The 22460-nt window shown below is 53.7% G+C and carries 23 protein-coding genes; 22 read left to right on the top strand and 1 reads right to left on the bottom strand.

Features of this window, described 5'->3' with window-relative positions; all coding sequences use genetic code 11:
• Positions 1-4: 4 nt before the first annotated feature.
• From BN3277_RS18050 to BN3277_RS17985, 14 genes are all read left to right on the top strand, one after another.
• Positions 5-631 carry an FMN-dependent NADH-azoreductase gene (locus tag BN3277_RS18050; RefSeq protein ID WP_059045122.1) on the top strand — a complete coding sequence of 209 codons (627 nt, stop codon included), beginning with the start codon at positions 5-7 and terminating at the stop codon, positions 629-631.
• A 158-nt stretch (positions 632-789) separates the two neighbouring features.
• Positions 790-1503 (top strand): MgtC/SapB family protein, encoded by a 714-nt coding sequence (locus BN3277_RS18045; RefSeq protein ID WP_059045120.1) that lies wholly within the window; start codon positions 790-792, stop codon positions 1501-1503.
• A gap of 145 nt (positions 1504-1648) precedes the next feature.
• Positions 1649-3457: an ABC transporter ATP-binding protein gene (locus tag BN3277_RS18040; protein ID WP_089153375.1), complete on the top strand. Its 1809-nt coding sequence runs from the start codon at positions 1649-1651 to the stop codon at positions 3455-3457.
• A complete protein-coding gene (locus BN3277_RS18035) occupies positions 3447-4130 on the top strand; it encodes a response regulator transcription factor (RefSeq protein WP_198342967.1) in 684 nt (227 codons plus the stop codon). Before BN3277_RS18040 ends, BN3277_RS18035 begins: the two co-directional genes overlap by 11 nt.
• Entirely contained in the window at positions 4127-5191 is a 1065-nt protein-coding gene (locus BN3277_RS18030; protein ID WP_059045116.1) for a sensor histidine kinase, read from the top strand. The genes BN3277_RS18035 and BN3277_RS18030 overlap by 4 nt, the downstream gene beginning before the upstream one ends.
• A 103-nt stretch (positions 5192-5294) precedes the next feature.
• Positions 5295-5999: a response regulator transcription factor gene (locus BN3277_RS18025; protein ID WP_059045114.1), complete on the top strand. Its 705-nt coding sequence runs from the start codon at positions 5295-5297 to the stop codon at positions 5997-5999.
• Positions 5989-7080, top strand: coding sequence for a sensor histidine kinase (locus tag BN3277_RS18020; protein WP_059045112.1), 1092 nt, complete (start codon positions 5989-5991; stop codon positions 7078-7080). The genes BN3277_RS18025 and BN3277_RS18020 overlap by 11 nt, the downstream gene beginning before the upstream one ends.
• A gap of 185 nt (positions 7081-7265) precedes the next feature.
• On the top strand, positions 7266-7757 hold the full coding sequence (locus tag BN3277_RS18015) for an RNA polymerase sigma factor (protein WP_059045110.1): 492 nt from the start codon (positions 7266-7268) through the stop codon (positions 7755-7757).
• A 134-nt stretch (positions 7758-7891) separates the two neighbouring features.
• Positions 7892-8737: an aldo/keto reductase gene (locus BN3277_RS18010; protein WP_089153390.1), complete on the top strand. Its 846-nt coding sequence runs from the start codon at positions 7892-7894 to the stop codon at positions 8735-8737.
• A gap of 38 nt (positions 8738-8775) precedes the next feature.
• Positions 8776-10020 carry an MFS transporter gene (locus tag BN3277_RS18005; RefSeq protein WP_059045107.1) on the top strand — a complete coding sequence of 415 codons (1245 nt, stop codon included), beginning with the start codon at positions 8776-8778 and terminating at the stop codon, positions 10018-10020.
• Between the two features lie 2 nt (positions 10021-10022).
• Positions 10023-10577 carry a nucleotidyltransferase family protein gene (locus BN3277_RS18000; protein ID WP_059047304.1) on the top strand — a complete coding sequence of 185 codons (555 nt, stop codon included), beginning with the start codon at positions 10023-10025 and terminating at the stop codon, positions 10575-10577.
• A gap of 312 nt (positions 10578-10889) precedes the next feature.
• Positions 10890-11288, top strand: coding sequence for a hypothetical protein (locus BN3277_RS17995; RefSeq protein WP_059045105.1), 399 nt, complete (start codon positions 10890-10892; stop codon positions 11286-11288).
• Between the two features lie 37 nt (positions 11289-11325).
• A complete protein-coding gene (locus BN3277_RS17990; protein ID WP_059047302.1) occupies positions 11326-12216 on the top strand; it encodes an NAD-dependent epimerase/dehydratase family protein in 891 nt (296 codons plus the stop codon).
• Positions 12217-12226: 10 nt separating this feature from the next.
• Positions 12227-12976, top strand: a complete 750-nt coding sequence (locus BN3277_RS17985) for an SDR family NAD(P)-dependent oxidoreductase (RefSeq protein ID WP_059045103.1) — start codon at positions 12227-12229, stop codon at positions 12974-12976.
• A 17-nt stretch (positions 12977-12993) separates the two neighbouring features.
• Here the strand turns inward: BN3277_RS17985 and chrA are convergent, their stop codons facing one another.
• Positions 12994-14220, bottom strand: coding sequence for a chromate efflux transporter (chrA, locus tag BN3277_RS17980; protein ID WP_059047300.1), 1227 nt, complete (start codon positions 14218-14220; stop codon positions 12994-12996).
• Positions 14221-14350: 130 nt separating this feature from the next.
• Here chrA and BN3277_RS17975 point away from each other — a divergent pair, with 130 nt between their 5' ends.
• The 8 genes from BN3277_RS17975 (at position 14351) to BN3277_RS17940 (ending at position 22460) form a co-directional block, all read left to right on the top strand.
• The gene (locus tag BN3277_RS17975) at positions 14351-15448 is read left to right on the top strand and encodes a TIR domain-containing protein (protein ID WP_082691520.1); all 1098 of its coding nucleotides are present in this window, start codon (positions 14351-14353) and stop codon (positions 15446-15448) included.
• Entirely contained in the window at positions 15445-15675 is a 231-nt protein-coding gene (locus BN3277_RS17970; RefSeq protein ID WP_059045099.1) for a hypothetical protein, read from the top strand. Before BN3277_RS17975 ends, BN3277_RS17970 begins: the two co-directional genes overlap by 4 nt.
• A gap of 152 nt (positions 15676-15827) precedes the next feature.
• Entirely contained in the window at positions 15828-16760 is a 933-nt protein-coding gene (locus BN3277_RS17965; RefSeq protein WP_059045097.1) for a Gfo/Idh/MocA family protein, read from the top strand.
• An 87-nt stretch (positions 16761-16847) separates the two neighbouring features.
• On the top strand, positions 16848-17777 hold the full coding sequence (locus BN3277_RS17960; protein ID WP_059045095.1) for a coiled-coil domain-containing protein: 930 nt from the start codon (positions 16848-16850) through the stop codon (positions 17775-17777).
• 103 nt (positions 17778-17880) lie between these two features.
• Positions 17881-19587: a glycoside hydrolase family 13 protein gene (locus BN3277_RS17955; protein WP_059045093.1), complete on the top strand. Its 1707-nt coding sequence runs from the start codon at positions 17881-17883 to the stop codon at positions 19585-19587.
• An 83-nt stretch (positions 19588-19670) separates the two neighbouring features.
• The gene (locus tag BN3277_RS17950) at positions 19671-20612 is read left to right on the top strand and encodes a DUF7916 family protein (RefSeq protein ID WP_059045090.1); all 942 of its coding nucleotides are present in this window, start codon (positions 19671-19673) and stop codon (positions 20610-20612) included.
• A gap of 6 nt (positions 20613-20618) precedes the next feature.
• Complete coding sequence (locus BN3277_RS17945) at positions 20619-21125, top strand: metallophosphoesterase family protein (protein ID WP_059045088.1); 507 nt, start codon at positions 20619-20621, stop codon at positions 21123-21125.
• Between the two features lie 252 nt (positions 21126-21377).
• Positions 21378-22460: an ABC transporter substrate-binding protein gene (locus BN3277_RS17940; protein ID WP_059045086.1), complete on the top strand. Its 1083-nt coding sequence runs from the start codon at positions 21378-21380 to the stop codon at positions 22458-22460.

The raw sequence follows: 22460 nt of genomic DNA, 5'->3' as shown, positions 1-22460 counted from the left end.
GTAAATGTCTCAAGTATTATTCGTGAAAGCCAATAACCGTCCGGCGGATCAATCCGCTACCGTGAAGCTGTATGAAAGCTTCCTGCAAACCTATAAGGAGACCCATCCTGAGGATGTTGTCACCGAGTTGAACCTGTTCGAGGCGAACCTGCCATACTACGATCTGGATATGCTGAACGGGCTGTTCAAAGTCGGCAAAGGGATTCCAACTACGCCGGAGGAGCAAAAAGCCGCGGATGTAGCTAACGCTTACCTGGAGCAATTTTTGCAAGCTGATAAAGTCGTATTTGCCTTCCCGCTGTGGAACTTCACGATTCCAGCACAGCTGTTGACCTATCTGTTCTACTTGAACCAAGCCGGTAAGACGTTTAAGTATACCGAGCAAGGTCCGGTTGGCCTGGTTGGCGGCAAGAAGGTCGCATTGCTGCAAGCGCGCGGCGGCGTCTATTCCGAAGGCCCAATGACCGCGCTGGAAATGTCTCTGAACTATGTAAAGAACACCCTGGCCTTCTGGGGCATCAACGATCCGGAAGCCGTTGTGGTCGAAGGGCATAATCAATTTCAAGACCGCGCCGAGGAAATTATCCAAGACGGCGTAAAACGCGCTGCCGAATTGGCTGCGAAATTCTAATTTACCTGATCCTAGATCATAAAACAAGCCTGAGCCGCATTCGAGACGGTTCAGGCTTGTTTGCTTTTATTCCTTCCTGATCGGAATTAATCCATTTGCGTCAGCCTGCCGAATACAATTATACTCACCATATATAATTGAAGGAGTTGCGACGCATCATGAACACCGAATTGGAAGTCGTTGTGAAACTTTGTCTGGCCCTATTGTTTGGGCTGTTTATCGGGATTGATCGGCAATTGAAGCAGAAGCCGCTGGGAATCAAAACAAGTATGGTCATCTGTATCGCCAGCTGTCTGGTCACGATCGTATCGATCGAGGCTTTCGCCAAATTCGCCGGGCCGGATCATCCAAACATGGATCCGATGCGGCTAGCCGCGCAAATCGTCAGCGGGATTGGTTTTCTGGGAGCCGGGGCGATCTTGCGCCGGAGTAATGAGGGGATATCCGGCCTTACTTCTGCAGCGATGATTTGGGCCGCCTCGGGGATAGGGATCGCGATCGGTACCGGATTTTATTTGGAAGCGGGGCTGACGGTCATTTTGCTGATCCTCTCGGTTAATTTTATTCCCTATGTGATCAAGTGGATTGGCCCTTACAAGCTGAACCAGCGTGACGTATCGATCAAAATTGTCATGGAGGATCACGGGAACGTAACGGAGTTGATCCGTATTATCGAGCGCAAGGACGACAAGGGGCGGAAAGCAAAGGCGAACCAGCACCGGATTCGGCGGCTAAAAATCAAAGACCTGGAGGAAGGCCGTCAGCGGGTAGATATGGTAATTACCGCCTCGGAGAAGGAGTATACGACGGAGCTGTACCATTTTCTCCGGAAGATTGACCATGTGATCAGTGTCGAAGTGGAGAACCTTTAGTTTTGGCCGTTTAAGCTACGCTCGTTTAACTTCAGTTTACATTCCGAAAGTAGTCTTTTTCCTAGAGCCGGACTGTCCGGCTTATCTTGTTTGAGATCGAGAGGAAAGGGAAGAGAAACACATGCCAAGGATGAAATCTAATGTAATGGATAGAGAGCCTAACGTGAGTAAAAACGGAGCTAGCTCAAAGGCGTTTTTTCGTCTGCTGCGGGAAACGAAGCCGCCGCTGCCGCTGTTTGCCGTTGCGATCGTTCTTAGCCTGCTGTCGACGTTGGTCAGCCTCGTGATCCCAATGTTCACGAAGAATCTCGTTGACGGCTTTTCGCTGTCCTCGATCAGCGGGATGCAAATCGTTTGGATCGGGGCCGCGTTTATCGGGATGTCCGTCGCTTCGGGTTTATCGATCTTTCTGCTGAACTATACCGGACAACGTATGGTCGCCAGTTTGCGGGACCGTTTGTGGAAGAAGCTGCTCCGGTTGCCGGTGTCCTATTTTGACAACCATCGGACCGGGGAGTCGGTCAGCCGGATGACCAACGACACCGGGATCATCAAATCGTTAATTTCCGAGCAAGTCGCCGGCTTTATCAGCGGAATTATTTCGATTCTTGGCGCGGTGGTCGTCCTGTTTTATTTGAATTGGAAAATGACCTTGGTGATGCTTGCGGTGATTCCGTTGGCCGCTTTGATTCTCGTGCCGCTCGGCCGGACGATGTATAAAATCTCGCTGGCCATGCAGGACGAGACGGCATCCTTTACGGCGGTCTTAAGCCAGGTGCTGTCGGAAATCAGGCTGGTTAAATCGTCCAACGCGGAGCGGCAGGAATACGAAAGCGGCAGCCAAGCCATCGGTAAGCTGCTGTCTTTTGGTGTACGAGAAGGCAAAGTGATGGCCTGGATCAGTCCGTTTATGGCCTTCGTTATGATGATGCTGCTCGTCGTGGTGATTGGTTACGGCGGGATGCAGGTGGCGAGCGGTGGGTTGACCGCCGGTGAACTGGTGGCGTTTATTCTATATCTTGTTCAAATTGTGATGCCAATGACGCAGCTAACGACGTTTTTCACCCAGCTGCAGAAAGCAAAAGGGGCTACGGAGCGGATTCTCCAGACGCTGGATGCCGAGGAGGAGCCTTTTGGGCAAGGAGAAGAGATTACAAAAGCCGATCGTCCGTTGATCGTGGACGGCGTAACCTTTGGGTATAAACCGGACGAGCCGGTCCTGCGGGAGGTGTCCTTTACGATGGAGCCGGGGACGGTTACGGCGGTTGTTGGACCCAGCGGTGGCGGCAAAACGACGTTATTCTCATTGCTGGAGCGGTTTTACGTGCCGCAGCAAGGCAGCATCCGGCTGGGTGACGAGCCGGTCGATTCGTTTTCGCTTCGCTCCTGGCGCGGCATGATTGGTTACGTCTCCCAGGAAAGCCCGATCATCGCCGGAACGATCCGCGAGAATCTCCGCTATGGCATCGAGCGCGAAGTCAGCGAAGCGGAGCTGAAAAGAGCGGCGGAGATGGCATACGCCGACGGATTTATCGCCGAGCTGCCCAACGGGTTCGATACCGATGTCGGTGAACGCGGGGTTAAGCTGTCCGGCGGACAGCGTCAACGGATCGCCATTGCGCGGGCTCTCCTGCGCGACCCCAAAATCCTGATGCTGGACGAAGCGACCTCCAGCTTGGACAGCCGGTCGGAAATTGTCGTGCAGAAAGCGCTGAAAAATCTGATGCACGGCCGGACGACCATTGTTATCGCGCACCGGCTCTCCACTGTCGTTGGGGCGGATCAGCTGATTTTTATCGAGAAAGGAAAAGTAACGGGGCGGGGATCGCATGAGCAGTTACTGCACCAGCACGCGATGTACCGCGAGTTTGCCTCGCAGCAATTGCACATTGCCGCAGCTAGTGATTTGACGGAGGAGTTCACGAACGAGGAAGAAGGGAAGGATCGTGGCTAAAATTCTCGTGGTTGACGATGATCAGCATATTCGGGAGCTGGTTCGCTTGTTCCTGGAGGAGGCTGGCATGGACCAGGTGTTGGAAGCTGAGAATGGACGCGAGGCGCTCACTCTGGTGGAAACGGAAAAGGTGGACATGGTCATTTTGGACATCATGATGCCGGAGATGGACGGCTGGGACCTCTGCCGGGAGCTGCGCCGATATTATGACATGCCGTTGCTGATGGTAACGGCAAAGGGGGAAACCCGACAGGTGGTCAAGGGGTTTGAGTTGGGTACGGACGATTACCTCGTCAAACCGTTTGAACCCGCAGAGCTTGTCGCCCGGGTGAAGGCGCTGCTCAAGCGGTATCAGGTGTCGATCTCGCAAACCGTGACGATCGGCGCCCTGCGGATGAACCGCAAAACATTTGAAGTAGACAGCGGTCAAGGCAGCATCACATTGCCGCTTAAGGAGTTCGAGTTGCTGTTTAAGCTGGGCAGCCATGCCGGGCGAACCCTCACCCGTGAGCAGTTGATCGAGGAAATTTGGGGATACGATTTCGAGGGGAATGAGCGTACGTTGGATGTGCATATCAATCGGTTGCGCGAGCGGTTTCCCGAGGAAACCTTTGGTTTCAAAATCCGTACGATCCGCGGTCTTGGCTATCGGTTGGAGGTGGGTGAACCTTGACCTTTTGGAGGAAATTAGTCAAGTTTTTACTCCGCATCGGTCAGGTGCTGGTCATCCTCGTTAGTTTTGGCGCGACCTGGTCGGCTGCCCGTTGGATCACCTCGGCGATTTACCGAATCGCTGAGCCTCCTTTCTCCGCTTATATCATCGATCTGATAAATGTGATGCTTGGGGTTGTGATCTCTTTCCTGCTCGTTTTGCTGCTATCCCTCCTGTTCCGACCTCATCAACTGAAGACGCTGAATATTATTATCGACGGGATTCGCCGTATCGCAAAAGGGGATTTCACGGTTCGGATCGTTGGTTTCGAGCGGATGCGGGAGTTTGAAACCATCGTAAACAGCATTAACGAAATGGCTGGGGCTTTGGGGCAAATGGAAACGATGCGGCAGGACTTTATTTCCAACGTGTCGCACGAAATCCAATCGCCGTTGACTTCGATCCGCGGGTTTGCCAGAGCCTTGCGTAGACCGGACTTGTCTCCGGAGAAACGCAACCATTACCTGGAGATTATCGAGTCGGAAAGCCGCCGCTTATCGCAGATGAGCGATAATCTATTGAAGCTCTCCTCCCTCGAGGCGGACCGGGGCTCGCTGCAAACGAATCGGTTTCGGCTTGACCGTCAACTGCAACATGTGGTGCTGGCCTGCGAACCTCAGTGGCTTGCTAAAAACATCCAGATTCAGCTGGAGGTAAGCAGCCTGGAGGTGGAAGGTGCCGAGGACCTGCTCAGCCAAGTATGGATGAATTTGCTGCACAACAGCATCAAGTTTACACCGGAAGGCGGGGAGATTGCGGTTTCCCTGACCTCTGAGGCGGATCGGGCGGTGGTCACGGTGACGGATAACGGGATGGGGATGTCGGAATCGGAACGGGTTCATATCTTTGAGCGTTTCTACAAAGCCGACAAATCTCGTACGCGCAGCAGCGGGGGCAGCGGGCTGGGACTGTCGATCGTCAAAAAAATCGTGGACATTCATGAAGGAGAGATTACCGTGACCTCTGAGCCTGGGAAGGGTTCGAGTTTCAAGGTCGCGATCCCCTTCCGCTGGAAACCATAACCGGGGGAAATTGTAACCTTTTATTTGTATCTGGGGGCAGAAGACATGGTATGATGTAACTGTACTCGTGTCTAACCAGCTCAAATAAAGGATGATTCGGTTAATGAGTAAACGTATTTTGATTGTCGATGATGATGATAAAATAGCAAAACTGATCGAAATATATTTAACGAATGAAGGTTATGAAGTGCTGAAGGCGGAGGACGGCTTGCGGGCGCTGGAAATCACCGATCAGGATGAGGTGGATTTGGTGATTCTTGACGTGATGCTCCCCGGGCTTGACGGCATCTCCGTCTGCATGAAAATCCGCGAAACACACACAACGCCGATCTTAATGCTAAGCGCGAAAGACGGGGATATGGACAAGATAACCGGGTTGATGACCGGAGCGGATGATTATATGGTGAAGCCGTTTAATCCGCTGGAGCTGGTCGCCCGTGTCAAATCGCTGCTTCGCCGCTCCTCCTACGCGGCACAGCCGCCGGGAGCCCCGCAGCCGCCGCAGGAGCACATCATCCGGATCGCCTCGCTTTCAATCGACAAAGAGACGCATACAGCGACCGTCGACGGGAACCCGTTGAAGCTGACGCCCATCGAATTTGGTATTCTGCATCTGCTGGCCAGCCATCCCGGGCGAGTGTTTGGTTCCGAGGAGATCTTCGAGCTGATCTGGAAGGATAAATATCTAGACAGCAGCAATTCCGTAACGGTGCACATCAGCCGTCTCCGGGACAAGCTGGAGAAGGAAATGGACGGGGAGAAGCTGATCCGTACCGTGTGGGGGGTCGGCTACAAACTTGAAAGCTAGCCTGCGTTTCTTGGCCTGGTTGTTTTGGACGATCGTCGCTTCGTTAATTGCGTTGTTTTTGCTCATTTTGGTGGCGCGGTTGTTCTTCTTTTTCTTCCCGAGCACAACGGTATACTCCTTGGTGGTGTGGATTAATCAGAATATCGGTTTCCCGGAAGCGTATTATTTGACCGGTGTACCGATTCTCATGTTGTTTGCGTTGTATTTTTACCGGCGGAGCCTCCGTCGCCAAGAGAAGCGATACCTGGAGCAACTGATTGAGGAAGTACATAAAATCGAAGTAGGCTCCACCCGGAAAATTCCTGTGGAGAACGTGGGCCAACTAGGTCAGCTGGCCACCGACATCAACCGGATGATCGAAAGGCTGCGAACTTCCATTGAAGACGAACGCCGGGCGGAGCAGACGAAAAATGAACTCATCACCAACGTGTCCCATGATTTGCGTACGCCGCTCACTTCGATTACCGGATATTTGGGACTGATCGAGCAAGACCGTTACCGCGACGAGGTTGAGCTGCGCTACTACGTCAACATGGCCTACGAGGAGTCGCTTCGATTGAAGCAGCTTCTGCAGGACTTGTTCGAATATACCCGGATGCAAAACAAAGAGATGAAGCTGCAGATCACGCGGATTAATCTCGCGGAGATGCTCCATCAGATGGCCGCTCACTTCGGCTGGCAGCTGCAGGAGAATGGCATGGAGTGCCGGCTGTACCTGCAGGGACCGCTGTACGTTCAGGCGGACGGGGACAAGCTTCGCCGGGTCTATGAGAACCTGATCACCAATGCGATCCGGTATGGGCACGACGGCAAGTATTTGGACATTCGCGGCTGGCAGGAAGGCGATGAGATCGTGACGGAGGTCGTGAATTACGGCGACCCGATTCCAACGGCGGACTTGCCGCACCTGTTCGATCGATTCTACCGCGTTGAGAAGTCGCGTGCTTCCCAAACGGGCGGTTCGGGCATCGGCCTGGCGATCGCCAAGCATATCGTCGTTTTGCATCAAGGTGGGATCTCGGTGGAAAGCAACGAGTATCGCACTTCGTTTATCGTCCGTCTACACCGGGACGGTGCGTAATTTTCATCCAGATTTGCAGCAGGCGCCGAAAGGCGTCTTTTTGTTTAAGGAAAACGCAGTAAATTCTTAAGGAAAACTTAACAATTTCTTAGTCGGGACGCAAACTCTATTCGGCATAATGGATTAAGTAAGGCGAAGATAAAGACAGCCTTGCCTGAAAGTCGGGAGAAAGTGAGGAATCAATCATGAAGTCTCGTTCTATGGATTTGCTTTACCGCGAATATAAAAATGACGTATTTCGATATTTGTATAGTATGTGCCGCAACTCGCATATCGCTGAGGACTTGATGCAGGAGACCTTTTGTCGGGCACTGATCCACCTGCACGAAGCGGAGGGAAAAAGGGCTAAAGCCTGGTTGCTTCGCGTTGCCCATAACGCTTATATCGACTTGCTGCGGAAGGAAAGCCGGTCGTCCTCGTATGAAAATGAATTTTTCCACCGTTATCCGAGTGATGATACGCCGGAGAAATCCGTGCTTGGTGAGGAAAACCGCCGGGAGCTCTACGCACAGCTGTCTTTGCTCCAACCAAATCAGCAGCATGCGGTGCTCCTGTATGACGTGCATGGCTTCTCCTATCAGGAGTCGGCGGATCTTATGGGTATCACGTTATCCCATTTCAAAATCCTGTTGTACCGCGCGAGGCAAAAGCTGCGCCGGTCTCGGGAAACGGCCTGATTATCTATATTTTATTCTCGTGAGGCTGCCTTCGGGCGGCCTTTTACGTTTGTTCTCTGTTCATCCCGGCGCTTTTGAGGTAGGATATTACCAGAAATCGCCTGAATCAAAGGAGGACTCGTCTGATGTCAACTTTGCCTAATCATTTGCAGGAAACCGTTACGCTAAACAATGAAGTTCACATGCCCTGGCTTGGACTCGGCGTCTATTTAGCCAAAGAAGGCGATGAAGTCGTGCAGGCCGTAAAGGCCGCGATCCGCGCCGGGTACCGCAGTATTGACACCGCTTCCGCTTACCGCAATGAGGAAGGCGTGGGTCAAGGCGTCCGGGAGGCGCTGAAGGAGAACGGTCTCCGAAGGGAAGACCTGTTTATTACGTCGAAGGTTTGGAATTCGGATCAGGGGTATGAGACCACATTGAAGTCTTTTGATGACAGTCTGAAGCGCTTGGGGCTCGACTATTTGGACTTGTTCCTGGTGCATTGGCCGGTGAAGGGGAAATACAAGGACACGTGGCGGGCGCTCGAAAAAGTGTATGCCGAAGGCAAAGTCCGCGCGATTGGGGTTAGCAACTTCCAGATCCATCATTTGGAGGATTTGTTGTCCGAAGCGAAGATTGTGCCTGCCGTCAACCAAGTTGAGTTCCATCCTTACTTGACCCAGAAGGACTTGCTCCGCTACTGCCTGGAGAAAGGCATTCAGTTAGAAGCCTGGTCGCCGCTGGGCCAAGGTAATTTGCTCGAGCATGAGATTTTGCAAGGCATTGCCGCCAAATATGGCAAGACCGTTGCTCAGGTCATTTTACGCTGGGATTTGCAGCTTGGCGTAGTGACGATTCCGAAATCAGTGCGTGAAGCGCGGATCATCGAAAATGCCGATGTTTTTGATTTCGAATTGAGCGCGGAGGACATTCAGGCGATCGACGAGTTAAACCGCAATCAGCGCTTTGGGTCAGATCCGGATAAAAACATTCCGAAATAATCGAAACATCATTCCAATGTAGATGAAGTGAGGTCAAGATGAACCAGTCAACTGCCGTCAAAGCGGCAAATCCTGCATTAACGGTCTACCCGATCCTTTTTGCGATCAGCACCGTGCATTTGTTAAACGACACGATGCAATCGGCGATTCCCGCCTTGTTTCCGGTTTTGCGTGAATCGCTCCTGTTATCCTATGGCCAAATCGGCTGGATTTCGTTCGCCATGAACATGACGGCTTCCGTCTTTCAGCCCTTGGTTGGTTTGTACTCCGATGTTCGTCCCCGGCCGTATATCCTGCCGCTGGGGGTTTGCTTTACGCTCGCAGGCATCGTGATGCTGGCCTTTGCCCCAAGTTATCCCTTCATCCTGTTGGCGGTGACTTCGATCGGGCTAGGATCGTCGGTGTTTCATCCGGAGTCGTCGCGCGTCGCTTATTTGGCGGCAGGTCCGAGACGCGGGCTGGCGCAGTCCATCTTTCAAGTTGGCGGGAACCTCGGCGCTTCACTAGGGCCAATTATGTCCGCTTTGATTTTTATCCCTTTGGGTCAGACCAGTGTGGCCTGGTTCGCCTTGGCGGCGGTCGCTGCGATTGTCATTCAATTTTTCGTGGCAAAATGGTACGGCGGGCAGGATCTAAAGCCGCGCAAGCCCCGGGTCGCAGGTTCAGCGGATTCAGGCGCAGCCGCTCGTCCAAAGAGCAGCCTCAGCCGGGGCAAAGTCATTCTGGCGATCACCGTGCTGGTCCTGCTCCTGTTCTCCAAAAACGTCTATTCGATTAGCATTTCGACGTTTTATTCGTTTTTCCTCATGGACCATTACGGTGTCGCGAAGGAGACGGCCCAATGGTACATCTTTGCCTTTTTGGCTGCGGCGGCGGTCGGCACCTTTTTTGGCGGGCCGATGGCGGATCGTTACGGCCGGCGCAACATCATCTGGGTATCCATTCTTGGGACAGCGCCATTTTCGCTGCTGTTGCCCTACGCGAACTTGTTCTGGTCGGGCGTGCTGGTTGTCATTGCCGGCTTTATTATGTCCTCGGCCTTTTCAATCATCGTTGTCTATGCACAGGAGCTAGTGCCGGGCAAAGTGGGGCTGGTCTCGGGCCTGTTCTTTGGCTTGTCGTTTGGCCTTGGCGGGTTAGGTTCCGCCGTGCTGGGGAACTTTGCCGACCAGGCCGGCATTCTGTTTATCATGCAGGTCTGCTCTTTACTGCCGCTGATCGGTCTGCTTGCGGTATTGTTGCCGAAGGATGAGGCATTAAAGCAGCAGGAGGCGGGGAGTTGAAGATGCTTACGATTGCGGGGGCAGCCGATTTACGCGAGGCAATCCAGAGGCAGCCTGACATGATGGCCGATCTGCGGCTCGTTGCAGAGCTGGGGCTGCCTCAGGGCTGCATCGCCGCCGGATATATCCGCAACTTTGTTTGGGATATGCTGCATGGCTATACCGAACGGACGCCGCTTCACGATGTGGACGTTCTGTATTATGATCTGGCGTGCCTGGAGGAAGAAGCGGAGAAAGCCTACGACGCCTGGTTGTGTGAACATAATCCTCGGCTGAATTGGTCCGCGAAAAATCAGGCGCGTATGCATTTACGCAACGGTACGGCGCCATACCTTTCGGTCGAGGACGCGATGCGGCATTGGCCCGAAACCGCGACGGCGGTTGGGGCGCGCCTAAACGCAGTGGGGGAGGTCGAGCTGATCGCGCCATTGGGGCTGGACGACCTTTTGTTGCTCCAAGTTCGCCAAGGTCCGTATTTTCACGATCATGGTGCGTTCCGGGAACGGGTAGATGGCAAAGCCTGGCTTAGCCGCTGGCCTCGGTTGGAGATGATCTGATGACCCCTCGTCAGATATAACGGACTCAGATGACCTTATTTGAGCTAGAACGCATGTAAACGAGTGGTAACGGACTCCAGGGACCTTATATCCCTTGATTTGCTTCTTTTGAGGCAAAACAAAGGGAAATAACGTCCTTGGGGTCCGTTAGTTTTTTTACAAGCACGAAATCAACTAAATAAGGTCCGTGAAGTCCGTTAGGATTTCAAGTTCAGTCGCTCCCGCCAACAAAACTTCCTGCTGCTCTCCCGCGTTTCGTGGTAAAATTTGATTGTTGTTGGTATTGATCCATTCATAGGGAGAGTAGAATACATGAAGAATTCGAAAGGTTATTTCTATTATTTCGTCTGGATGCTTGGAGCACTGGTGTTGATGTATTACGGGAAGCAGTTCACCGACATGATGAATCACAAGACGCAAACCTTCTATCAAATGGAATACAGTTTAATAGGTCAGATCGTGTACGGTTTAGCGTTTGGTCTCTATTTGAGCTTCCTAAACGGGTTCCCGAACCGGCGGAAGTTCCACCGTCCGCTGTTTGCGTTCGTCTTTGTACCCAGCTTCCTGCTGCTGATCTATCCGATCATTACGATTTATGTCAAACAGATTTATATTGTAGGATATTTCGAGATCGTGAGGGATCCACAATTGTTTTTCTTTGGAATGCTCAGCGCCTTGTCCCTGATGAAAAGCACGTTTACGACCCGTTAAGAGGAATATTTTCGTTGTGATGGAGGGAGAGAAGGATATGGCAAAAATATTGGTGCTTGGCGGCTCGCGTTATTTCGGCAAAAGATTGGTCAATCGGTTAGCGGGATCCGGTCGACATGATGTCACGGCAGCGACTCGCGGACAAATGGAGGTAAGGTTCGAAGCGCCGGTCACGCAGCTCCGGCTGGACCGTACGGACGAGAACTCGCTGCGTGAGGCGGCAGCGGCCGGACCTTGGGATATCGTATACGATAACATTTGTTTTTCGCCGAACGAAGCGCTTGCTGCGGTGCGGGCTTTCCAAGGGCGAGTCGGGCATTATATCTTGACCTCTACCTTATCCGTCTATAAGTTGGGCAAAGTACCGTTGGCCGAAGCGGATTTTGATCCTTACGGTTATGAGCTGAAGCTGGGCGATAAGCAGGCCTTTGATTATGGGGAAGGGAAACGGCTGGCCGAAGCGGCCTTGTTCCAAGAAGCTGATTTTCCGGTGAGTGCACTGCGGATTCCGATTGTCCTGGGGCCAGATGATTATACGCGCCGGCTGCATTTCCACGTTGAGCATGTGCAGCAAGGGCTGCCGATCGGCGTGCCGAACCTGGATGCAGCGATCTCGTTTATCACTTCGGCGGAAACGGCAAAGTTTCTGGCTTGGCTGGGAGAAACCAGGCTTACAGGACCGATTAACGCCTGCTCGGATGGGGAGATTACCATCGGCGGGATCCTTCGCCTAATTGAGAGCGTCACCGGCAAAACGGCTTTGATTGAGCGTGAAACGGCTCCGGAGCATCAATCTCCGTTTGGCATCCCAACGTCGTGGGTGATGGACAATACGAAAGCGCGTGAAACTGGGTACCGATTCGAAGCGCTGGACGAGTGGCTGCCGGAGTTAGTTCGGCACATTGCGGCAAGCGAACTGAAGGAGTGAGGTTCGAAAGATGATTTTTGCAAATCAGACTGTGATCGTCACGGGAGCGGGTCAAGGGATCGGCCGCGGCGTGGCTGAAGCTTATGCCCGGGAAGGCGCATCTGTCGTAATGGCGGAGCTAAATGAGGAAACGGGTAGAGCAGCGGCGGAGGCGATTCGTGAGGCAGGGGGCCGAGCCCTATTCTTGCCTTGTGATGTGCGGAAGGAAGCGGATATCGTTCGCTTGATGGAAACGGCCGAGCGAGAGCTGGGGCGGATCGACATTCTCATCAACAATGCGGGCGTATCCCGGTTTAAACCGACCTATGAGCTCACGGTGGAGGAATGGGACGATGTCCTGAACACGAATGTGCGAAGTGTGTTTCTGGCTTCCCGTGAGATGGCGAAACGAGTGAAGGAAAACGGTCGCGGCGGATCGATCGTAAACATCTCCTCAACGCGGTCGATCATGTCCGAACCGGGTTCGGAGGCGTATGCCGCATCCAAAGGGGCTATCGTGTCGATCACGCATGCGCTGGCCGTATCGTTGGGTCCGGATGGCATCCGCGTGAATTGCGTCAGCCCGGGATGGATTGAGACCGGCGATTACGGCGCTTTGCGCGAGATCGACCATAAGCAGCATCCGGCGGGACGGGTCGGAACGCCGGCGGATATCGCCCGGGCTTGCCTGTATTTGACTCACCCGGACAATACGTTCGTGACCGGCGCGCATGTGGTGGTCGACGGCGGGATGACGCGGAAGATGATTTACGAGCCTTAAGGCGGCGCAGGCAAGTATCATCCGATTGATCCGATCCAACCGAGAAAGGCACCTCCGGCTGCTCCGGCCACAACTACTGCCCATGGCGGCAGCTTCCAGAACACCAGCATGACGAATAATAACATGGCTACGATAAAGTCGCCGGTTTCCTGAATAGAGGACACCCAGATCGGATCGTACAAGGCCGCCAGCAAGATGCCTACAACCGCGGCGTTAACACCCTGTAGAGCGTATTGCACCTTAGGAATTTCGCGGAGCTGGTGCCAGAAGGGAAGTACCCCAACGACCAGCAGAAACGCGGGCAGAAAGATGGCTATCGTGGCCAGTATAGCACCTGTAACGCCGTGAATGGACGCCCCTAGATAGGAGGCGAACGTAAACAATGGACCCGGTACGGCTTGGGCTGCACCATAGCCGGACAGGAAGTCGGCCTCGCCGATCCAACCGCGAGGAACAACTTCACTTTGCAGCAGCGGCAGCACGACATGACCGCCGCCGAAGACGAGCGCCCCCGCTCGGTAGAAGACGTCGAAGAGCTGAAGCCCGAGGTTCGGCCACCACCGGCTGACCAATGGCAGCAGCCCAAGCAAACCAACGAAGGCAGCGAGGCTTGCGACAGCCCAGGAACGGCGGAGGCGGATGCCGCTTTGCGGCTCCTCGCCGGGGTGTGCAGGCGAAGCACCTGGGGCTGGGCTGCTGCGGTACAGCCATAAGCCGGTCAGCGCGGACGCCGCGATGATCAGCACCTGTGTCAGGCCGCTTGGCCAGAGCAAGGTGGCGGCCGCAGCCAAGGCGGCGATGGTCGCTCGGCTGCGCCCGGCGGCAAGCTTCACGCCCATGCTCCACACCGCCTGAGCGACGATGGCGACCGCCGTGAGCTTCAGGCCGTGCAGCCAACCGCTGTCGGCGAGCGCCGTCCCTTGCAGCAGCAGGGCGAACAGCACAAGCGCCACGGCGGAGGGAAGTGTGAAACCGGCCCAAGCCGCTAATGCACCGGCTATACCGCCGCGGTACAGGCCGATGCCCATGCCGACCTGGCTGCTGGCCGGTCCCGGCAGGAATTGGCATAACGCGACCAGTTCGGCATATTTTTGTTCTCCGACCCATTTGCGTTTGTTCACATATTCCTCATGAAAATAGCCTAGGTGGGCGATCGGTCCGCCGAAGGAGGTTAATCCCAGCTTGGTGGAGACGGTAAAAATCTCGAAGATGCGGCGGAGCCGCCCCGGGTTCGGTTGTTCCATGACTTGATCGGACTGCAAGCTGTGAGCTCCTTTCCATGTATCTACATGCGCCAGACGGCGTTTTTTCCTCATCATATCATTTTGTTGTAAACGGAGCGTAAGCACAAGACCCGGCGGGTGTTAAATAGAGATGCTCAAAACAGATCGAAGTGGTATAATTAGGAAAAAGTTGAATCGTTTTTCAAGGAGCTGTGGAGCTGTGGACGGAATAAAGCCGAATGTCTTTATTGGATCTTCTAGAGAAGCGATCGCCATCGCGAACGGGATCCAAGCTCAGATCAACCGATATGCCCAGGTCACTCCATGGTATGCCGGCGCCTTCGAAGGCAATGACTACACGATCGAATCGCTTGAGAAACAACTCCGCAGGAATGACTTTGGAGTTTTTATATTTGCACCGGATGATGTCGCCAGGTATCGAGGAAAATTTGTTTTGATCACCCGGGACAATACGCTTTTTGAGATGGGGTTGTTTTGGGGGAGATTGGGGCGTAGGCGAGTGTTTGCAATTATCCCGCAAGAGGTAAGAGAGAATGAAGGTCTGATCCAAGGGGAGAAAATCTCAGATTATCATCTCTTATCCGACCTCCAGGGCTTGACTTTACTGAACTATGAGATGCGAACGGACGGGAATGATGAAGCGGCGGTAGCCGTAGCGTGCCGCTCCCTTATCAAAGCGATTCAGGCCGAAGGATGTTACCCAGACCCGCACGATGAAATGGCGAGAATGGAAATGGAACTGGAGCGTAAACGCCGGATCCTACATCTTTTTTGGACATATAATAAGAATATCTCCGTCCCCAACGAGCAGGAGCGTTATAACTCACTGAGCGAAGCCATTCGGACGTCTATCCTGCCGCCTACAGGGTACTTGGTTACCGGCGCTGCACTTTGGAGGACACAGGGGGATGACGGGATTGGGCAAGTTGGCGGGAACGTCGGAAAGGGCAGGTTTTTCACCTTTCGGGAGAACCAAGAACGCGTGGAGTCCGGTCAGCAGCCGATTTACGTGTTAGATGCGTATTTAACCTCAAAATGGGCTTTCTTTAACCGACTTGAAGTTGAACAGGTATACATCCTATGCTATCCTTTAGGTAGAGAACATGTGCTGTCAGTTCATTTTTCCGGCAGGCATAACCTGACCGAGGCGCAGTTAGGTATCATCGTATCCAATAACAATGAACTCTTACGAACCATTCATTATATCCTTGGAGGGGATTCTGTATGAAGCGAGATAACATGAAACTCCGGCAGGGCGCGATCCCGGTTTCCAAAGCTTCAAAGCGTCGGTCCCCGTCAATGATGATGGATGCCAAGAGCACAAAGGGACGTAAGCTTCATGCCAGCCGCCCCAAAGGCATTCTGTATATTGGTCCTTCCGTTGAAGGTGGAGATAAGGAGTACGTGAAGGTTCTCACGGGAGACGTAGACCTAAGAAAACCTTCCTTCGTTTAATCGATCAGCCGCAATGGCCCCCATGATTTGAATGGGGGCTTTCTTTTGGCTACGGTAAATTTACATCGTCCCTCACCTATGCCAAAATGAAAGGGAACAATAGACACTTCACTTCATAAATTCATGATATGTACCCCCAGGAGGTTAAAATAATGCGCATCGGAATCATCGGACTCGGCGATATCGCGCAAAAAGCGTATTTGCCGGTTATTACGGCAAGGGAGGATATCGACCTCGTTTTTAGTACACGAAATCAAGAGACGTTGTCCAAGTTGGCGGCAAAATACCGCGTCTCCGAAACGGCGGGCAGCGTGGATGAGCTGGTGAAAGCCGGTATGGATGCGGCGTTCGTCCACTCGGCGACGGAGTCTCATCCGGCCATAGTAGAGCAACTGATCGAGAATGGAGTTCACGTCTACGTGGATAAACCGATCGCTTACCAATACGAGGAATCCAAACGCCTCAGTGAACTGGCGGAACAGAAAGGTGTGCTGCTCATGACCGGCTTTAATCGCCGTTTCGCCCCGATGAATGCAGCCTTGAAGGAACAGCCGGATCGCCGTCTGGTGCTGTTGCAGAAGAACCGTACCCCTTCGCCGGACTACGCCCGCCGCTTCGTGCTGGACGATTATATCCACGTGGTGGATACTCTGCGGTATTTGGCTCCGAGTGAAGTCCGGAATTTCCATGTATCGACCCGCGTGCAGGATGGGAAGCTGTATCATGTTACGCTCCAGCTGGAAGGCGACGGCTTTACCTGCATCGGCATCATGAATCGTGACTCGGGGACGAACGATGAGATCCTCGAGGTGATGTGCCCCGGCCAGAAGTGGCGGGTGGACGGGCTGAACACAACGGAACATTTTGCCGGAGGCGAAGCCAAACGGTGGACCTTCAAGGACTGGGATCCGGTGTTGTCTCGGCGGGGATTCGTGCAGATCATCGATCATTTTATCACCTGTGTTCGCGAAGGGAAGGAGCCGGTCATTTCGCGGCAAGACGCGCTGGAAACCCACCGGCTGTGCGAGGAGATCGTGAAGAGTGCCGAGGCGAACGGAGCAAAGGCATGGGATCAGACGCTCTGAAACATAATCGTATCGAACAACGTAGAACATGGTAGTGAAACCACTGAAGCCGGGTAGGCTTTTCCGGCGGTGAAGGAGGAACCAAGCTTGTTCGAGGATCTTAACGCCCGTATGGCAGAGCTGAAGGAAAAAGGCCGGAACCAGGAGAAATGGCAACACCGTCTTAAATCGCTCCAACAGGAGTTGTCCGGCTTGCAGGAAGAAAGGAATCGTTGGCAGAAGAAGCTGGCTGCTGAGGAAGAGGATGTGCGCAAACTGTCGGCGATGTCGCTTTCCAATTTGCTGGCTACCGTACTTGGCAACAAGGCTGAGAAGCTGGATCGGGAGCAGCGGGAAGTGTTGGAGGCGAAAGTGAAATATGATGCCGCCGAATCCGCAGTCCGGGATATGGAGCGGCAAATCTCCGAGATCGAGCGGAGGCTGTTGGAGCTCGGTTCTTGGCAGCACGAATACGAGCGTGTTTTTCAAGCCAAGGAACGGCAAATTCTGGAGGAGAACGAAGAACTGCGGGAGTTGGCCGAGCGTGAAGCCGTCCTGACCGTGGAGCTTAAAGAGGTCGATGAAGCGGTGCGCGCGGGACAATCAGCCCTTCACGATTTAAACGCAGCTGAGGAAGATCTACGATCCGCGAAAAACTGGGGGACTTACGATATGCTGGGCGGCGGGATGTTGTCGACGCATATCAAGCACGGGCGGATCGACGAGGCGATGAGCCATCTTCATGCCGCGCGGCAAAGCTTGCAACGCTTTGATCGGGAGCTTAAGGACATTGGAGCGAGCCTATCGACGAATTTGAATATCAGCGGCTTGCTGAGATTTTCTGACTATTTTTTTGATGACTTTTTCTCGGATTGGCTGGTGCAGGGGCGAATCAACAACAGCTTGGATCAAGTCCGGAACCAAACTACGGCGGTAAGCGAAGTGCAGCGAGGGCTGGAAACGGCTAAACGCAGGCTGGAATCGGAACGGGCGGAAGTGCATCGCAAATACGTGCAGGCTGTGGAGCAGTACGCTTAGCATATCAAGAGGCTTGGGAACTTAGGTGCCCAGGCTTTTTTTTTGTAATACAAATCCAGCCGGGTGCAAATAGCTAAAGGAAAAAAGTGAAAGGGCGGCGGTCATGAAGCGGACTTGGTGGAAGGAAAGCGTCGTGTACCAAATCTATCCGATCAGCTTCAAGGATTCGAACGGAGACGGCGTGGGAGACCTGCGCGGCATTCTGTCCAAGTTGGATGATTTGCAGGACCTTGGGATCGACGTGATTTGGGTGTGTCCCATCTATCAATCGCCCGGGCATGATAACGGCTATGATATCAGCGACTATTGCAAAATTGATCCCGCCTTCGGTACGATGGAGGATTTCGAGGAGCTGCTGGAGGGTCTGCATGCGCGGGGAATGAAGCTGATGATGGACCTGGTGCTGAACCACACCTCGGACGAGCATCCTTGGTTTCTGGAATCCCGGCAGTCCAAGGACAATCCCAAGCGGGACTATTACATCTGGCGGGAGGGTAAAAACGGCGGTCCGCCAAACAACTGGGAGTCGTATTTTAGCGGCTCGGTTTGGGAGTACGACGAACGGACTGGCGAATATTACCTGCACTTGTATTCCAAACATCAACCCGATTTGAACTGGGAAAATCCGGTCGTGATCCGCGAAATGCACGATATGGTTCAGTGGTGGCTCCAAAAAGGCGTGGACGGCTTCAGGTTCGATGCCATCGCGCATATCGCCAAGGCGAAAGGGCTGCCGGACGCGCACAATCCGCAGCAGATGCCGACGGTACGGGCTTACGAGCTGTTCTCCAACCTCGATGACGTACATACCCTCCTGCAAAACCTGTATGACAACGTGTTGTTCTCCTACGATATTATGACGGTAGGCGAAACGTCCGGGCTAGGCCCCGAGCAGGCGTTGGATTATGTGGGGGATGACCGCCGCGAGCTCAATATGACGTTCCAATTCGAGCATATGTTTCTGGATGCCGGTTCAGCGGGCAGCGGCAAATGGGACATCGTTCCGTGGAAGCTGACGGACTTGAAGGAGGTCATCACCCGCTGGCAGACGGTGCTGCACGGCCGGGGCTGGAATGCCAACTATTTAGGCAATCACGATCAACCCCGTTCGGTTTCGCGATTTGGTAACGATTCGGAGGCATACCGAGTCCCATCGGCCAAAATGCTGGCCACCTTCCTGCATATGCTGGAGGGGACACCGTACATCTATCAGGGAGAGGAAATCGGAATGACCAACGCCGCGTTCACCTCGATCAACGATTTTCGTGATGTAGAGACGCTGAACTACTATGAAGAGCAACAACGAAACGGCGTCCCGGAGTCCGATATCCTGCGAGCGATCCATCTCAAAAGCCGCGATAACGCGCGAACCCCCATGCAATGGGATAACGGGCCACAGGCTGGATTTACCACCGCCGAAGCCCCCTGGATCGGTATCAACCCGAATTACGATCGAATCAACGTTGAGGAAGCACGCCGAAACCCGGACTCGATCTATCACTACTATAAAGAGCTGATTCGATTAAGAAAGCAGCATGCCGTGATCGTTTATGGTGAATATGAGCTGTTGCTTCCCGATCATCCGGAGATATACGTATTTACCCGTTCATTAAACGCTAGCCGATTGTTGGTGATTTTAAACTTTAGTGCCGATGAGCCGATATTTGAATGGCCGGAGGAGGTCATGAAACCGCGGGATATCGAACTCCTGATCTCTAACTATGCCCCGCAGGAACATGAGGATTTAGGCCACTTGCGGCTGCGTCCTTATGAAGCAAGAGTCTATTTAAAACGAACTTCATCTTCGTGAAAATGGCGTAGTCTGCGGTTTCCTTGCATGCTACACTGAACACAGTAAGGGTATCATTTCATCGTTGAACGGAGGGTTAGGGTATGAAACGGATATTGGACTGCCGGGCATCGGATTTCCGGCGAATGGATCGCGAAGCCTTGAAGGGAGCGATGTTGGCGGCGGAAGGACGTACCGTGATCGCGGAGACGGTGGTCACGTCACAGCCGCTGTTGCCGGAGCTAACCAACGCAGAGTTGGCGAAGGCCTTTGGCGCGGACATGATTCTGTTGAACGTTTTTGACGTGTTTCATCCGCAGGTTCGCGGGATCGATGCGCGAGATTTGTTTACGCCGGAAGTCGGCGGCAAGGAACAGAAGCCAGAGGCGCGAAATCCGATCGCCGAACTAAAACGGTTGACGGGGCTGCCGATCGGTATCAACCTGGAGCCGGTTGATGAATCCGCCGAAGCGGTGGAGTCACTGAACCAGCTGCCCGAAGGACGGCAGGCTACCGCACGGAGTTTAGCGGAAGCCAAACGACTGGGCTGCGACTTCATCTGCTTGACGGGCAACCCGAAAACCGGGGTGACCCATGAACGCATCCTTCAGGCAATTACCTTGGCCAAACGAGAATTCGGCGGTTTGATTCTGGCAGGCAAAATGCACGGTGCTGGCACTCGCGGCAGCGTCCTTGACCGCGAGGCAGCGGTCGGATTCGCCGAAGCCGGCGCGGACGTTGTCCTGTTGCCTGCCCCAGGGACGGTTCCCGGCGTACGCGAGGAAGAGCTGGCTCAGATCATCCCAGAGGTCAAAGCCAAGGGCGCTTTAACTTTGGCGGCGATCGGTACGAGTCAAGAAGGCGCGGACGAAGCAACGGTTCGGGAGATTGCGCTCAGCGCCAAGCGGGCAGGGGCCGATGTATTCCATATCGGAGACGCCGGTTTCGCCGGAATGGCCGTCCCGGAGAACATTCAAGCGTTATCGATCGCGATCCGCGGGCGGCGGCACACCTATGTGCGTATGGCTGCTTCGCCAGTGAGGTAACGGCCTATGCGCATCGGAGTTGTGTCGGATACGCATATGCCGCGCCGTGGGGCGGAGCTGCCCGCAAAGCTGCGGCAAACGTTGAAAACCTGTGATCTGATTCTCCACCTGGGGGATTGGGTGACGATGGACGTCTATGAACAGCTAGCAGCATTGGCTCCGGTCGACGGTGTGGCGGGCAACAATGACCCGGTGGATATCATCCGCCGATTCGGTCAGCACAAGATCCTGGAGCTGGGGGGAAGGCGAATTGGGCTGACCCATGGCCATCTTCCCGGTGGCGGACATGGAGCCGTGGATAACGCCAAACGCGTCTTTACCGACAAGCCGGTGGATGCCGTGTTGTTCGGTCACTCCCATAAGCCCTATCTAGCCGAAAGCGGAGGCGTCTTGTGGTTCAACCCCGGATCGCCAACCGACAAGCGGCGGGAACCGAAATACAGCTTTGGCGTGCTGGACGTCACCCCTCAAGCGATCGAGGCCAAACATATTTATATGGATGCCAAAAAATGACTCGAAGTTGATAAAGAGCTGCCTGAGCAAGCCTGGGAAACCGGTCTTGCATAGATCGGCTCTTTTTTGTTGACGGATAATTGACCACCATTTAATATAGGAATAATACTTCGTGTCCACGTTGGACGAATGGTTGTCCATTGACACTTTAATCCTTTTATCGACAAAAGCGTTAATCGGATCATGCTTTACCGCTCCAACCTCGCTGGGTCATCATTTATCATTTCATGAGAGAGAAAGGGGAAACGAAATATGAAGAAGAAGCTGGGAGTTTTACTTGCCATGTCACTGTTGTTGGTGGGCGTTGTCGCTTGCGGCAACAACACGAACGGGAACGGCAATGCCGCAAATGGAGGAAATGCCGGCGGCACGGGAACAGAAAATTCCGCAGGAGCTGGAAATGGGGCGGAGACCGCGAAGGATTCCTACAAAATCGCAATTTCGCAAATCGTGGAGCATCCTTCCTTGGATGCAACGCGTGAAGGGTTCCTGGCGGCTTTGAAGGACGCTGGCATCGTCGAAGGCGACAACCTGGAGCTGGATTACAACAACGCGCAGGGGGATCCAACCAATAACACAACTATTGCGCAAAAAATCGCCGGCGAGAAGTACGACCTCGTCCTCGCGATCGCTACGCCTCCGGCACAAGCCGTTGCACAGCAGGTGAAGAACTCGCCAATCCTGTTTGCGGCGGTTACGGATCCGGTGGATGCTAAATTGGTAGACAATTTGGAGCATCCGGGCGGAAACATCTCAGGTGCTTCCGATACGAATCCGGAGGCGATTACCAAGCTGATGGACTTCATTGCCGCGAATTTCAAAGACGTGAAATCAGTCGGACTGGTCATCAACCAAGGCGAACCCAATGCGATCGTTATGGCGAACCATGCCGAGAAAGCGCTGGACGCCCACGGCATCAAATTGGTTAAAGCCTCGGTGACCAATACATCGGAAGTAAAGCAAGCGGCCGAATCGCTGGTTGGCCGGGTCGATGCGTTGTACATTACGCTGGACAACATGGTCGTTGAAGCGGTCAGCACCGTGATCCAGGTGGCGAACGAAAACGATCTTCCATTCTTCTCGAGCGATCGGGATACGGTGGAGAAGGGCGCTTTTGCTACGGTTGGCTTCAAATATTATGATCATGGCTACCAAGTAGGACAAATGGCAGTGGACGTGCTGAAGAACGGGAAAAAGGTCGGCGATCTGAAAGTCACCGTACCGGATAAGCTCGACTTGATCATGAACCTGAAAGCGGCGGCCGAGCAAGGGATTGAAGTGACGGACGCCATGAAGGACCAAATTACAGATAAGGCCAACAATCTGATCGAATAG

The sequence above is a fragment of the Paenibacillus rubinfantis genome, assembly GCF_001486505.1.
GTDB classification, from domain to species: Bacteria; Bacillota; Bacilli; order Paenibacillales; family Paenibacillaceae; genus Fontibacillus; species Fontibacillus rubinfantis.
This window is presented reverse-complemented; position numbering and strand designations above follow the sequence as displayed.